The organism is Blochmannia endosymbiont of Colobopsis nipponica (genome assembly GCF_014857065.1).
Lineage (GTDB): Bacteria > Pseudomonadota > Gammaproteobacteria > Enterobacterales > Enterobacteriaceae > Blochmanniella.
Map to the genome: position 1 here is coordinate 340,633 of NZ_CP046533.1, position 16,325 is coordinate 356,957.

The window sequence follows — 16,325 nt, forward strand, 5'->3', positions numbered from 1 at the left end:
TTGTATATAATGAAATTGCCACAAATTTATTATGTCTACTTATTTAATTGGTGATATTCATGGTTGTTATGAAAGCCTAAAATTAATTTTAAATAGAATTAATTTTAATATAAAAAAAGATTCTCTTTGGTTAACTGGAGACATAGTAGCTAAGGGTCCAAAATCTTTAGAAACGTTACACCTAATACGTAACTTAGGTAAAAATGTACATATGGTACTAGGAAACCATGATTTACATTTGCTAGCGATATACACAGGAGCTAGTAAAAGTAAATATGAAGATCATCTTGACCAAATATTAAATGCGCCAGACGTCGAAGAATTAATAGAATGGTTACGAAAACAACCAATACTACAAATAAACAAAAATAAAAAGATTTTGATGATTCATGCAGGAATTCATCCAAATTGGAATATCAAACAAACAATCAAATATGCAAGAGAAATAGAAAACATTTTACAAAGTAAAAATTATAAGTTCTTGCTTAAAGCTATGCATGGAAATATAACCAAAAAATGGAACATAAATCAAAACGATTTATCACGAATAATTTATAATATTAAAGTGTTTACTAGAATTAGATACTGTTCCCTAAATGGAGATTTAAATATGTTATATAAGGGCGCGCCACAAAATACACCATCTTCATATTTAAAACCATGGTTTGATTTTCATACATCGACTATAACAAAGTATAACATAATATTTGGACATTGGTCAGCTTTAATGGGACAGGGAACTCCCAAAGGAATATACGGACTAGATTATGGTTGTTACTATACCGGAATACTAACAGCTATAAAATGGGAAAATAAAGAAATTATCCAAGTATCTCAAATTAAGAAATAGAATTTTAATGATAAACAGCACAAAACGCTTAACTTATATTATTTGCTTAAACGTTCAAGAATTTTAAAATAAAATGCACGGTGATTCATCAAACCAACATCATAATATTCTTCAATAAATATTGTATTCCATTTTCTTTCATGAAAATAAGGAAAAAAAACATCACCTGAAATATCTACATCAATATATGTTAAGTAAAGACGATAAGCATCCTGTATAAAATAATCATACACCTGACCTCCACCAATTATCATAACTTCATTAGCCATGCCTATTAAAGATAATGCCTCTTTCGGTGTTCTTACAAAAATTAGATCTGCGTAAATTACTTGCCTAGAACGACTCAAAACAACATTCAACCTACCTGGCAAAGGTTTATTACCGATAGATTCAAAAGTCTTACGACCCATAATTATAGGTTTATTTAACGTATGTAATTTAAACCATTTCATATCCAAAGGAAAATTCCAAGGAATAAAGTTTCCTTTACCAATTACGTTGTCAAATGTTAACGATGCAATTAAACTAATAAACATAATGCTCGCATTCTAAAATATCAGAAAAAATAATAAAACAAAATCAACATAAAATCCCTAATACGTCATTCTTAAATCTAATACTCACTTAAATAATATACTGTTGAAATATCTTTTCATATATATTTCTTGCATCGATACTACTCTTGCAGTCGCGTCAGCATTAAGGGACATAGTAGTAGCAAAACTACCATTTAAAGTAGTATCATAATGAATTTTATGTTGTAATGCACTAATACGAATAAGCCCAACGTCTTTAACATCATGATCTTCTGATGAAGTAGTGTCAATTATATAATTATATTCACCATTTTTAATGTTATTTTGAATAGACACAATGTCCTGATATATATAATTTATTATTAGAGAATTGATACCAACTTCACTAAAAAGTATAGCAGTACTCTTAGTTACATCTAATTCAAAACCATGACGAAACAACTTCATCACCAAACGCACTATACGATCCTTATCATTCTTGCATAAAGATAGTAACACGCGTCCATTTCTTTTAATTCTGGAATACGTGCCAAGCATAGCTTTCGAAAATGCTTCGGCAAAAGTACGACCAATACCCATAGCCTCACCAGTAGATCGCATTTCAGGACCAAGTATTGGATCAACGCCTGGAAATTTATTAAAGGGTAAGACTACCTCTTTAACTGAAAAATAAGACGGAAGAACTTCATGAACAATATTCTGTTCAATTAAAGATATACCTGTCATAACACGAGCAGCAATTTTAGCTAATTCTAAGCCAGTAGCTTTAGAAACAAAAGGAATAGTACGAGATGCTCTAGGATTAACTTCTAAAATATATACCTCATTCTCTTTTACTGCTAACTGAACATTAACCAAACCGACTATTTGAAATGCTAATGCTATCTTTTTTACCTGTTCTCGAATTACAGATTGAATCTCCTTACTTAAAGTATAAGGAGGTAACGAACAAGCAGAATCTCCTGAATGTACTCCAGCCTGTTCTATATGTTCCATAATACCACCAATTAATATATTTTTACCATCACAAACAGCATCAATATCTACTTCTACAGCGCTATTAAGAAATTTATCGAGCAATACTGGAGACCCATTAAATATACTAGAATTTTTAAAATAACAACACAATTCATTTTCATTATGAATTATTTCCATAGCTCTACCACCTAACACATAAGAAGGACGTACAACTAAAGGATAACCAATTAACGATGCCTTTTCTATAGCTAAATCTATCGAAATAACAGTCTCATTAACAGGCTGTTTCAACCCCAAATTTTTTATCATTTCTTGAAACTTCTTTCGATCTTCTGCTTTATCTATAGAATCTGAATCAGTTCCAATAACAGGAATACCCATATATTTCATGATTTTAGCTAATTTAAGAGGCGTTTGACCACCAAATTGAATTATCACTCCTGTTGGCTTTTTCACTCTTATAATTTCTAATATATCCTCAAGAGTAATTGGTTCAAAAAAAAGATAATCAGAAATATCATAATCAGTAGAAACAGTCTCTGGATTACAATTAACCATCATTATTTTATAACCATCCTGACGCAAAGCTAATGCAGCATGAACACAACAATAATCAAACTCAATACCTTGACCAATACGATTTGGACCGCCTCCTAAAATCATTATCTCCTTACTATCTTCTTGAAAATCAAATTCACATTCATTATCATATGTCGAATACATATAAGAAGTATTAGTTCCAAACTCTGCAGCACAAGCATCAACTTTCTTATACACCGGATGTAAATTATATTTTTCGCGTAATTTACGAATTTTATCTTCAGATACATTAACTAAAAAAGCTAATCTAGCATCAGAAAATCCCTTACGCTTAAGAAACTGTAAATAATCAGCATCAAAGCAAGATATGCCGCGCGATAACACATCCTGTTCTAAACAAACTAATTCCTTAATTTGCACTAAAAACCAAGGATCAATATTAGTCAAATTAAATATTTTTTCAACTGACATACCAGCACGAAATGCATCGGCAATATATAAAATACGATCACTACCAGCATGTTGCAACTCATACGTAATAATATGCAAAGCATCATGAACATTTAAATCAACTTTGGAATCTAAACCATTTATCCCCACCTCTAATCCACGAAGTGCTTTTTGCAAAGATTCTTGCTGAGTACGCCCAATAGCCATAACCTCACCTACAGATTGCATTTGTGTAGTCAATCTATTATTACGTCCAGCAAATTTTTCAAAATTGAAACGTGGAATTTTAGTAACTATATAATCAAAAGAAGGTTCAAAAGAAGCTGGAATAGAACCACCTGTAATATCATTCATAAGCTCATCAAGAGTATAACCTATTGCTAATTTAGCTGATATCTTTGCAATAGGAAAACCAGTTGCTTTAGAAGCCAAAGCAGATGAACGAGAAAGACGCGGATTGATCTCAATAACAATTAATCGTCCATTCTTCGGGTTAACAGAAAATTGCACATTAGAACATCCATTTTTAACACCTACTTCTCGCAGCACCATCATAGATGCATTACGCATAAATTGATATTCCTTATCCGTCAAAGTTTGTGCTGGAGCTATAGTAATAGAATCTCCAGTATGAATTCCCATAGGATCAAAATTTTCAATCGAACAAACAATAATACAATTATCATTTTCATCTCGTATTACTTCCATTTCATATTCTTTCCATCCAATCAGAAATTCATCAATGACTAACTCGGTAGTAGGGGATAAATATAATCCGCGCTCACAAATCTCGATAAAATTTTTATAATCATAAGCAATACCACCTCCTGTACCTCCCATAGTATATGAGGGACGTATAACACAAGGAAAACCGATATATTTTAGTACAACTATAGCTTCCTCAAGATTATGCGCGATTCCTGAACGAGCAGTATTTAAGCCTATCTTTTTCATTAGATCACAAAATAAACGACGATTTTCTGCTTTAGCAATAGCACTAGATGTTACACCAATAACCTCCACATGAAATTTATTCAATATACCTTCACGCTCTAAATCTAAAATGCAATTCAACGCCGTTTGTCCTCCCATTGTAGGAAGCACGGCATCCGGACGTTCCTTATCTAAAATTTTAGCTACTACTTCCCATTGTATAGGTTCAATATAAGTAACATCAGCCATATCAGGATCCGTCATGATAGTAGCTGGATTTGAATTAACTACTATGATGCGATAATTTTCTTCACGTAAAGCTTTACATGCCTGCACTCCAGAATAATCAAATTCACACGCTTGCCCAATGACAATAGGTCCAGCACCAAGAATCAAAATTTTTTTTATATCGGAACGTCTAGGCATACAATATATAATTCCTAATAATTATTAACTTTATCGGTACGATATATATCAATTAATTTGATGAAATTATCGAAAAAAAATGAAGAATCATGAGGTCCTGGGCTACCTTCAGGATGACCTTGAAAACTAAAAATAGGTTTACTAATATATCGAATTCCCTGTAAAGTCCCATCAAATAACGAAACATGAGTAATTTGTAAATGATCAGGTAATGTATCTAAATCTACCGTAAAACCATGATTCTGAGTTGTAATTATAACTTTATTAGTTAATAAATCTTTTACCGGATGGTTACTCCCATGATGACCAAATTTCATTTTTATTATTTTTGCTCCATTAGCTAATGCTAATAACTGATGTCCAAGACAAATTCCAAATAACGGAATATCATAATGCAAAAATGTTTGGATAGAATGAATTGCATAATCGCATGGAGATGGATCTCCAGGACCATTAGCTAAAAAAATACCATCAGGTATCATTTTCAATACTTGATCTGCTGGAGTTTGTGCCGGTACGACCGTAATTCGACAACCACGATCAACCAACATGCGCATGATATTGCGTTTAATACCAAAATCATAAGCTATAATATTATACGGCAAATCTAATGAAGAAAAAAATAATTCACGATTAATACTAATACTACCTTGATTCCAAATATATCTTTTACTAGTACTTACCTTTTTTACTAAATCTATGCCACGTAAACCTGGAAATTCTCGTGCTTTACGCAAAGCTAACTCCGGATCTGGATTATTACCAGCAAGGATACAACCATTTTGTACTCCTTTGTCACGTAACAACCTTGTCAATTTTCTAGTATCAACATCTGAAATAGCTATAATTTTTTGTTCAATTAAATAATCGTGTAATGATAAAGTATGACGAAAATTACTAGCAACAAGGGATAAATCCCTAACAACAAGTCCCCTAATTTGAATACAAAATGATTCACTATCTACATCATTAATTCCAACATTACCAATATGAGGACAAGTTAATACTACTATTTGATGTGAATACGAAGGATCAGTAATAATTTCTTGATAACCAGTCATCGAAGTATTGAAAACTACCTCACCTACCGTCATCCCATTTACCCCAATAGATCGCCCATAAAATTTAGTTCCATCTTCTAAGACTAATAACGCTGATTTTACCAATCTTATCCTCCACTATTAAATAATATATTATATTTTGAAATTACTGTAGAAATCAAAACTTAATTTAATAAAACTTATATATAAAATACTGCTAAGAATTAATCTCTGAAAATCATTTATTTAAATACAACACAAATACAAATAAAAATTTTAAAACAATCTTAATTAAAATATTAAAAGTTAATAAGACACTCATATTCAATTATACTATACTAAACCTAATACATGTAACATATTAAACAAACCAACTTTATCTACATTTAACCAAAAGGCAGCTTGAATTGCACCAGTAGCATATATTTTACGGTCAAAAGCTTTATGTGCTATTTCTAAACGTTCGCCATCACTAGAAAAAAATACGGTATGTTCTCCTATCGTAGAACCAGATCGTATAGAAGTCATTTTTACACTACATAATTCTCTTTGTACATTCAAATGTTGATTATAATAATCTAATATAGATTCGCAACAATTATCTTCTGACATAATTGTCAAAAGATGCTCTTTCATAGTTAAAGCTGTACCTGATGGAGAATCAATTTTGTCTCGATGATGAATATCAATAATATCTATATCAACGAAATTCTTCATAATTTTAGTTGTTATTTGTAATAACTTTAACATTACATTAATTCCAATACTAAAATTAGAAGAAAAAACAATACCAATTTGTCGTGCTGCTTGATGTATAACAGATCTTTGAATATCCGTAAAACCTGTGGTGCCTATTACCATATTTTTATTATAACGACAACAAAAATCTATATATTTTAAAGTAGCTTCTGGCCTAGTAAAATCAATTAAAATATCAAAATCATCTTTGACATCCATAATACAATCACGAATTATTACTCCAAAACTTTCAAAACCAATCAACTTACCAACATCTGTACCACACAACCTAGAATTTGTTTTCGTCAATGCAGCGCCTAAAATAACTCTATCTGATTTAGATAATGCCCTAACGAGCTGATGTCCCATGCGACCATTAATCCCTGAAATACAAACACGGGGTATTAAATTATTTATTTTCTGCATCATTTTTCACAATCAATTTAAAATTCATAAAACAAACTTCTAATAATATAAAATACTACACTCTTAAATAATATAAAAACTAATATGTTATCCAAATACATATAAATGATTAGTTATCTGGAATATATAAAATACCTAAAATACCTAAAATATTCATTTAAGATTTTAATATTTTAGGTATTTTAAAAATCATATACTCTTTACGCCCACTCATTTCTTCAACGACAAAATTTTTTTTACAAAATTCATGTAATTTATTTATTACTTGATTTATTAAAACATTCGGTGTTGATGCACCAGCAGTAACACCAATAGTATCTGCATCCTTAACCCAAGATTCTTGAATATCATCAGAATTATCAATTAAATACACTTTTTTACCTATCATACATCTCACTAATTCTGCTAATCTACTAGAATTAGACGAATTTCTTGATCCAATGACAAAAATAAGATCTGTTTCATAAGCTAAATTACGTACTGCTTCCTGACGATTAATTGTTGCATAACAGATATCATTTTTCCTCGGGCCCTTAATTAAAGGAAATTTATTACGTAACGCAGTCACAATTTTCAAAGTATCATCTACAGATAAAGTAGTTTGAGTTACATAACTTAACTTATTTGGATTTTTTACTTGTAGAAGCCAAACATCACCTACAGATTCTACTAAATAAATACCACCTAAAATATTACTATATTGTCCCATAATACCTTCTATTTCTGGATGACCAGCATGCCCGACTAAAATAGTTTCTACACCATGATTACTAAAATGAAGAACTTCTGAATGCACCTTGCTGACTAAAGGACAAGTGGCATCAAAAATAATTAAATTTCGTTGACTAACTTCTAATCTTATAGATCTTGATACCCCATGAGCTGAAAAAACCAACACCGACCCATCTGGGACGTCTTTAACATGATTAACAAACACGACACCCCTCCGGCGCAAATCATCTATTACATAACGGTTATGTACTAATTCATACCTTACGTAAATAGGAGAACCATAATTTCTTAATATTTGGTTTACAATATTAAGAGCACGATCTACACCAGCACAAAAACCACGTGGATTAGCTAATAAAACCCTAATTTACAACCTCCACTTCTTAAATTGACTCTTGTTATCTTAAAACCATATAAATACACAAACATCAAAAAAAATAACTACTTATACTTAATCGACTAAAATTATATTTATTATAAATATAATTTTATTGTGCACATTTCTTCTCATCAGCTAAAGTACATGTAAATAAAATTAAACATACACCCAAACATATAGTCAAATCAGCAACATTAAAAATCGGCCAATGCCAACCTTTAATATGTAAATCAATAAAATCAATTACCGCACCACGAAGTATTCTATCTAAAAGATTACCTAACCCACCACCAACAATCATAGCATAAGAAACATTAAGCAAGATAATATCATAATCTAAACAATACATCATCCACAATAAGAAAAAAATAAGAAATACAGATGCTACAACAAAGAACTGAATATACTGAAACTCTTGTTCACTAAAAATACCAAAAACTATTCCAAAATTACAAACAAAACAAAAATTAATTAACGGCCCGTACGATACCATTTCACCAAATACTAAATTATTTACAACCCATTGCTTACTACTAAAATCTAAAATAAGTATCAATAATGATAACCATAACCAAGGTAATCCCGTATTTTTTAATGCCATCCTACTAAATAAACCTTCTATCTTCACCAGGACCAAAAATATTTAAAATACAACGTTTACAAAGATCTGGATAATCATTATTACTACCAACACCTATTTCATAATGCCAACAACGATGACATTTTTTTCCTTCAGCTTTTTTCAAAAAAATTTTTAACCCTTCAAATCCTTCATGTAATAATGTTGATTCAAAGTGATTAATATGATTAACAATCATCACTGTTGATGTCAAAAACAAAAAATAAAGCTCGCTACCCACAACACGTAATTTTTCAGCTAAAGAAGGCTCTGCATATAGAATAATACTAGCTTCTAAAGAAGACTTTATAATACCTTCAGTACGAGCCTTATTTATCGCTTTATTCACTTCATTACGCACTTGAAACAAAGTGTTCCAATAATCATTGTTCATTAAACAATCATAATCAATATAAAACAAACTATCATACCATTCTTCAGTAAAAACGTAATTACTTCTTTTACCAGGAAGACAATTCCAAATTTCACTTGCAGTAAATGAAATAATAGGAGATATCCAACGCACCATAGCTTCGATAATATGATATAATGCAGTTTGACAACTTCGACGAGCGATACTATCTGCTTTAGTAGTGTATTGGCGATCTTTAGTTATGTCTAAATAACAGGACCCCAGCTCCATAGAGCAAAAATTCATTATAAGTTTTATCACATTATGAAAATTATATTCATTGTAAGACATAATGATATCTTTTTGCACCGAATATGCCTGTCCAATAACCCATAAATCAAATGCAATCATATTTTCCGGCTTTACAATATGTATAGAAGGATTAAAATCACTAAGATTAGCTAATAGAAAACGCACAGTATTGCGAATTCTACGATATATATCAATAGAACGTTGTAATATTTCATCTGAAATCGTCATATCACCACAATAATTCGTAGAAGCTACCCACAAGCGTAAAATATCAGCACCTAATTTTTCTACTATTTCTTGCGGCGTAACTACGTTTCCTGAAGATTTAGACATCTTGTGCCCAACTGAATCTACTACAAAACCATGACTTAACACTTGTCTGTAAGGTGCCTGTTTTTTTATAGCAACAGATATTATTAAAGATGACATAAACCAACCACGATATTGATCTGATCCTTCTAAATACAAATCACTCACCCCATCTAAAAACTGAGAATACAAAGAAACTACTGAAAAACTTGTAGAGCCTGAATCAAACCAAACATCTAACGTATCAGTAAGTTTATGATAAAATGCTGCGTCACTTCCAATCAAATCAATAGGATCTAAATCCCACCACGCCTGTATACCTTTCTTCTCAATTAATTTAGCAATATGTTCAATAAAATCAACAGTACATGGGTGTAAAGAATAATTATACTTGTGTATAAAAACGGGGATAGGCACTCCCCAATAACGTTGGCGAGAGATACACCAATCAGGTCTATTAACAATCATCAATCTCATGCGCGATTTTTCTTTTTTAGGTATCCAATCTACTTTATCTATTTCTTCCAGTATTTGTTCACGTAAATGATGTTTATCTAAACTAATGAACCATTGAGGAGTGGCGCGAAAAATAATAGGAGATTTATGACGCCAACAATGAGGATAACTATGATGTATATTTTCTGCATAAAATAAATTACCTAACTTCTCTAATAAATGTATAATTACTTTATTAGCTTTGAAACATTGAAGTCCGTCTAATTCAGAAAAGGTATTTTTTACAAAAACCCCATCTGAACTGATAGAATCAACTATCTCTAATTGATACTGTTGACCAATGATATAATCGTCAAAACCATGTGCTGGTGCAGTATGTATTATACCAGTACCAGCGTGCAACACTACATGTTTACCTAAAATTACAGGAACATTAAAATTCATAAAAGGATGGCTAAATATAGTCCATTCCAATTGACTACCTTTGATACTACCAAGTATTTTCCAGTCTAAAATACCAGAAGATTTCATAATCTTCTCCACTGAAAAAGATGCAAAAATAAATCTTTTATTTTTAATTTCTACTAACTGATAATCAAAATTAGGATGAACAGCAAGAGCACGATTATCAGGTAAACTCCAAGGAGTAGTCGTCCAAACAACTAAAGAAACAGGTATATCAGAATATGGCAAACCATATTTGAACAAAATCTCATGAGAATCTACAGCCGAAAAATTAACGTAAATAGAAGGAGAAACACAATCGTAATGCTCAACTTCTGCTTCAGCTAGTACAGAACAACAATCAATGCACCAATGAACCGGTTTAATACCTCTATAAACATAACCATTAGCGATTATTTTGCCTAAAGATCGTATAACGTTTGCTTCAATAACATAATCCATCGTTAAATAAGGATTAGACCAATCACCTAATATACCCAGCCTAATAAAGTCCTCCTTTTGCTTAATTACTTGAGTAATAGCATAATCACGACAAACTGTACGAAATTTGGAAAAATTCACTTTCTTTCCAGCCGTACCTATTAATTGCTCAACCTTTAACTCTATAGGTAATCCATGACAATCCCAACCAGGTATGTAAGGAGCATCATAACCCATCAATCCTTTAAACTTGACAATAATATCCTTAAGAATTTTATTTACTGCATGTCCAATATGGATATTACCGTTAACATAAGGAGGACCATCATGTAAAAAGAAAATCTTTTTTCCTTTTTTGATATAACGAATCAGCTCATAAAGATTATCATCATACCAATTTTTTAATATAAGTGGTTCAATACGTACTAAATTAGCCTTCATAGGTAATTTAGTACTAGGCAAATTTAAAGTATATTTATAATCAACCATATAAATCTTAAATTTTATAATTTAAATAATACGACAAAACCTATAGACCAAAATAATTACGAGCAGATAAAACATCATTCCTAATTTGATCCTTTAATTTTTCTAAAGAAATAAACGTCTTTTCATCACGCATCTTACTACATATTACTACATCTAAATATATACCATATAAATTTAAAGTAACATCTAATAAATGCACCTCAAACTCTTGATGTGACCCCAAAACAGTTGGTCTTAAACCAATATTAGCTAATCCAGGCAAAGGATCCTTCATTATACCATAAATTTTTACTATGTATACGCCACGAATAGGAAGTTGATAACCTTTTAATAATATATTAGCAGTAGGAAATCCAATAGTTTTACCCAATGCATTACCATGTACTACACGACCAGAGATACAATAAGGATGACCAAGTAATACTTCAGCATCAGTTAACCTATCCTGCATTAACGCAATACGTACAGCACTACTACTAATACGCTGTCCTTCTTCAATACAAGTGACAATACTAATTACCTCAAAACCAGCATTTTTACTAAATTGGTGTAACAATGCAGAATTTCCTCGTCTATTCACTCCAAAACAAAAATCACCACCTATACAAATAAGACGAACATTCAATTTATTAATTAATAATTTATTAATAAAAGTATATGCTCCGATTTTAGAAAATTTTTTATTAAAAGCAACACATAAAACCATATCTATTTTTGCATTGGCAAGATATTTTAATTTATTACGTAAATTAGCTAATCGTATCTTATCTCCAATAAAAAATTCTTGTGGTTGAGGTTCAAAAATCATCACCATACTTCGTAAGTTACGCTTATAACATTCAGTTTGTAAACATGAAATTAAAAATTGATGGCCACGATGAAAACCATCAAAATTACCAATAGTCAACGCACAACCACGATGCCTTAACTTTAAATTATGTACACCACGAATTAATTCCATAACTAATTGAAAATCATTAAAATAAAATAAATTAAATTACATTGTACTTATATTTATTACAAAAATTTTATTAAATCAATTACAATTGCAATATTCAAAAAAATTTGATATCTTATAAAATTAATTTTCAATGTAAATATACAATCATCTAATTCTATGATTATAGTATAACCCTAATTATAAAATTACACATTTTATTGATTAATTTATTCTTAATTGACAAAATATAAGGTAGATTAATAACATAAATAATATTGAAAAGGAACTAAACATTGCCTAATACAAAATCGTCTAAGAAAAATGCAATTAAATCCGAAAATAGACGTCAACACAACTCTAGTCGTCGTTCTATGATACGGACTCTGATAAAAAAAGTTAAACATGCAATTTTAGAAGGAAATAAAAAAGAAGCACAAATTCGATTCACTGCAGCACAATCCGCGCTGGATAGGTATGCCACAAGAGGTCTCATACATAAAAATAAATCTGCAAGACATAAATCAAAACTACTTATTCGGATCAAAAATATGCCGTGACTAGCATAAACTTCATTTATACAAAGAAGAACATCTAACTAGAAAATCATTAAAGATAAAAAATAATTTGCTCGTACCTTGATGGAAAGTCAAGGTTATAGTATTACTCAACGAGTCAGATCATCAAAAAATTTTTTTACACCATCAAAAAAATTTTTTGATCGAGGACTATTTTGCCCCCCTCTACCTTCTTTAAAACTATCTGATAATTCCTGCAAAAGATGCCTTTGTCGTTCATTTAATCTTACAGGGGTTTCTACCACTACTCTACACAATAAATCTCCTCTACCTCCACCACGTACTGACTTTACACCTTTGCCACGCATACGAAAGAGCCTGCCTGTTTGAGTTTCTGCAGGTACCCTCAACTTTACCCTACCATCTAAAGTAGGCACCTCTATGTCTCCGCCTAACGCTGCCATAGCAAAATTGACAGGAACCTCGCAATAAAGATTTTTATCTTCCCTATCAAAAATAGGATGTTTACGTACTTTGACTTCTACATATAAATCTCCAGATTGAGCGCCACGCTCACCAACTTCACCTTCTCCAGACAAACGAACGCGATCACCAGTATCTACTCCAGCTGGAATCTTCACAGAAAGAGTTTTCAATTTTTCAGCTCGACCATGACCCCGACACCTAACGCAAATATTCTTAATGATTTTTCCCTGCCCTTGACAAGTAGGACAAGACTGCTGTACAGAAAAAAAACCTTGACGCATCTGCACCTGACCTTGACCATGACAAGTTAAGCAAGTTACTATTGATGTCCCAGGTTTAGCTCCAGTACCGTAACAAACATCACACTCCACCAATGCAGGTATACGAATCTCCTTGACTACTCCACGCACTGCCTCTTCCAAAGAAAGTTCTATATTATAGCGTAAATCAGCACCCCTTCCAGATCTTTGACGATGACCTCCCCCAAAAATATCGCCAAATACATCACCAAAAATATCACTGAAATCTGCAGTTCCACTTCCACTACCCATCCCACCAGCTTGATCGAAAGCAGAATGACCATATTGATCATATGCAGCACGCTTTTGAGGGTCAGTCAACACCTCATAAGCCTCCTTTATCTCTTTAAACTTTGCTTCAGCTCCAGCATCACCTGGATTTCTATCAGGATGGAATTTAATTGCTAATCTCTTATAAGACCTTTTTATTTCACGCTCTTCTGCGTTTTTAGGAACTCCCAAAACCTCATAGTAATCTAATTTACCCATATCTACCTTAATACTTAGCGTACATACAAAAACTCAAAAACAGCAGAAATCGCCACCACAATCTCCCACATCATGAATATGGATACCATAAATTAACAAAATGCTAACAAACAGAACCTTAAAATAGAATATAATACTTATTTTTTATTCTTTACCTCTTCAAATTCTGCATCAACAACATCTCCTGTAGTTTCAGTAGTTCTAGAATTATTAATATTACCATCAGCAGTAGTCTTATTCTGAGCACGTTGTTGAGCAATTTCCAATAATTTACCAGATACTTTTATTAAATCTTGCATTTTGGCTTCAATTTCACCTTTATCTTCATTTTTTATAACAATGTCCAAATTCTTTAACGCATTATCAATAGCTAACTTATCATCTGACGATAACCGATCGCCCAATTCAACTAATTGCTTACGTGTACTATGTAATAAATGATCAGCTTGATTCCTGGTTTGTACTAATTCTTCAAATTTACGATCAGATTCGACATTAGCTTCTGCCTCTCGAACCATTTTTTTAATTTCTTCTTCATTCAATCCAGAAGATGCTTTAATAGTAATTTTTTGTTCTCTTCCACTATTCTTGTCTTTAGCAGATACATGCAAAATACCATCTGCATCAATATCAAATGTAACTTCTATCTGAGGAATACCACGCATTGCCGGGGCAATACCATCTAAATTAAATTGACCTAAAGATTTGTTATCACTAGCGCGTTTACGTTCACCTTGCAATACATGAATAGTAACTGCAGACTGATTATCTTCAGCAGTAGAAAAAACTTGACTATGTTTAGTAGGAATAGTAGTATTCTTAGCGATTAACGGAGTCATTACTCCACCCATAGTTTCAATGCCCAAAGATAATGGTGTAACATCTAACAGTAAAACGTCTTTTACATCACCAGATAAGACGCCGCCTTGGACTGCTGCACCGATAGCAACAGCTTCGTCAGGATTAACGTCTTTACGTGGATCCTTGCCAAAAAATTCAGAAACTTTTTTCTGCACTAACGGCATCCTAGTTTGACCACCTACCAAAATCACATCGTTAATATCAGAGATAGACAAACCTGTATCCTTCAGCGCTATCTTAAGAGGATTCATAGTGCGATTAATTAATTCCTCCACAAGAGATTCAAGTCTAGCGCGAGTAACTCTTAAATTCATATGCTTAGGACCAGTAGTATCTGCTGTAATATAAGGTAAATTAATATCAGTTTGATGAGAAGAAGATAGCTCTATCTTAGCTTTTTCAGCAGCTTCTTTTAACCTTTGCATTGCTAAAGGATCATTATGTAAATCAATGCCCTGAGTGTTACGAAATTCAGCTACTAGATAATTAATTAAACGACTATCAAAATCTTCACCCCCTAAATGAGTATCACCATTAGTGGCTAATACTTCAAAAGTCTTTTCTCCATCAACTTCATCAATCTCTATAATTGAGATATCAAAGGTACCGCCACCTAAATCATAAACTGCAATAGTACGATTACCTGTTTCTTTATCCAAACCATATGCCAAAGCAGCAGCGGTAGGTTCGTTAATAATTCGCTTTACTTCTAAACCAGCAATACGGCCAGCATCCTTTGTCGCCTGACGTTGAGCATCATTAAAATAAGCTGGAACCGTAATTACAGCTTCACTAACCTCATTCCCAAAATAATCTTCCGCAGTTTTTTTCATCTTCTTTAAAATTTCAGCCGAAACTTGCGGAGGAGCAACTTTTTGTCCTTTAATATCTAGCCAAGCATCTCCATTATCAGCTGCAATAATCTTATACGGCATAATACCAACATCACGTTGAACTTCTTTATCTGAAAAACGACGACCAATCAAACGCTTAATAGCAAACAAAGTATTTTGCGGATTCGTAACAGACTGACGCTTCGCAGGTTGACCAACCAGAATTTCACCATCCTGTGTATAAGCAATAATAGAAGGAGTAGTACGATCCCCTTCGCTATTTTCTAAGACACGAGGCTTACCTCCTTCAATAATTGCAACACAAGAATTGGTTGTACCCAAATCAATACCAACAATCTTTCCCATCTAAATACTCCATCGAAAAACCAGTTTTATCATTTCATGAAACTGATATGCGGGCAAAATTAGAATTTTCAAGTTTACTAATAAAT

12 protein-coding genes are annotated in these 16,325 nt (G+C 32.1%); 2 read left to right on the plus strand and 10 right to left on the minus strand.

The annotated features are described in order from the left end of the window. The first annotated feature begins 31 nt into the window (after positions 1–31). The gene (locus GN160_RS01585; protein WP_192380827.1) at positions 32–850 is read left to right on the plus strand and encodes a symmetrical bis(5'-nucleosyl)-tetraphosphatase; all 819 of its coding nucleotides are present in this window, start codon (positions 32–34) and stop codon (positions 848–850) included. Positions 851–888: 38 nt separating this feature from the next. Here GN160_RS01585 and folA read toward each other — a convergent pair whose 3' ends face one another. From folA to ribF, 8 genes are all read right to left on the minus strand, one after another. Then, positions 889–1,386 carry a type 3 dihydrofolate reductase gene (gene folA, locus GN160_RS01590; protein WP_192380829.1) on the minus strand — a complete coding sequence of 166 codons (498 nt, stop codon included), beginning with the start codon at positions 1,384–1,386 and terminating at the stop codon, positions 889–891. A gap of 84 nt (positions 1,387–1,470) precedes the next feature. After that, positions 1,471–4,713, minus strand: coding sequence for a carbamoyl-phosphate synthase large subunit (gene carB, locus GN160_RS01595; protein ID WP_192380830.1), 3,243 nt, complete (start codon positions 4,711–4,713; stop codon positions 1,471–1,473). A 14-nt stretch (positions 4,714–4,727) separates the two neighbouring features. Beyond that, positions 4,728–5,879, minus strand: coding sequence for a glutamine-hydrolyzing carbamoyl-phosphate synthase small subunit (gene carA / locus GN160_RS01600; RefSeq protein ID WP_192380832.1), 1,152 nt, complete (start codon positions 5,877–5,879; stop codon positions 4,728–4,730). A gap of 207 nt (positions 5,880–6,086) precedes the next feature. Then, positions 6,087–6,920, minus strand: a complete 834-nt coding sequence (gene dapB / locus GN160_RS01605) for a 4-hydroxy-tetrahydrodipicolinate reductase (RefSeq protein ID WP_192380833.1) — start codon at positions 6,918–6,920, stop codon at positions 6,087–6,089. 154 nt (positions 6,921–7,074) lie between these two features. Beyond that, positions 7,075–8,016, minus strand: a complete 942-nt coding sequence (ispH, locus tag GN160_RS01610; protein ID WP_192380870.1) for a 4-hydroxy-3-methylbut-2-enyl diphosphate reductase — start codon at positions 8,014–8,016, stop codon at positions 7,075–7,077. A 121-nt stretch (positions 8,017–8,137) separates the two neighbouring features. Next, a complete protein-coding gene (lspA, locus tag GN160_RS01615) occupies positions 8,138–8,629 on the minus strand; it encodes a signal peptidase II (protein WP_192380834.1) in 492 nt (163 codons plus the stop codon). Positions 8,630–8,633: 4 nt separating this feature from the next. Beyond that, a complete protein-coding gene (gene ileS, locus GN160_RS01620) occupies positions 8,634–11,450 on the minus strand; it encodes an isoleucine--tRNA ligase (RefSeq protein WP_192380835.1) in 2,817 nt (938 codons plus the stop codon). A 40-nt stretch (positions 11,451–11,490) separates the two neighbouring features. After that, entirely contained in the window at positions 11,491–12,411 is a 921-nt protein-coding gene (gene ribF / locus GN160_RS01625) for a bifunctional riboflavin kinase/FAD synthetase (RefSeq protein ID WP_192380836.1), read from the minus strand. Positions 12,412–12,683: 272 nt separating this feature from the next. Here ribF and rpsT point away from each other — a divergent pair, with 272 nt between their 5' ends. Further along, on the plus strand, positions 12,684–12,947 hold the full coding sequence (gene rpsT, locus GN160_RS01630) for a 30S ribosomal protein S20 (protein WP_192380837.1): 264 nt from the start codon (positions 12,684–12,686) through the stop codon (positions 12,945–12,947). A gap of 107 nt (positions 12,948–13,054) precedes the next feature. Here rpsT and dnaJ read toward each other — a convergent pair whose 3' ends face one another. Together dnaJ and dnaK are read right to left on the minus strand one after the other, a co-directional pair. Further along, entirely contained in the window at positions 13,055–14,179 is a 1,125-nt protein-coding gene (dnaJ, locus tag GN160_RS01635) for a molecular chaperone DnaJ (RefSeq protein WP_192380838.1), read from the minus strand. Between the two features lie 137 nt (positions 14,180–14,316). Further along, positions 14,317–16,239, minus strand: a complete 1,923-nt coding sequence (gene dnaK, locus GN160_RS01640) for a molecular chaperone DnaK (RefSeq protein WP_192380839.1) — start codon at positions 16,237–16,239, stop codon at positions 14,317–14,319. Positions 16,240–16,325 lie beyond the last annotated feature (86 nt).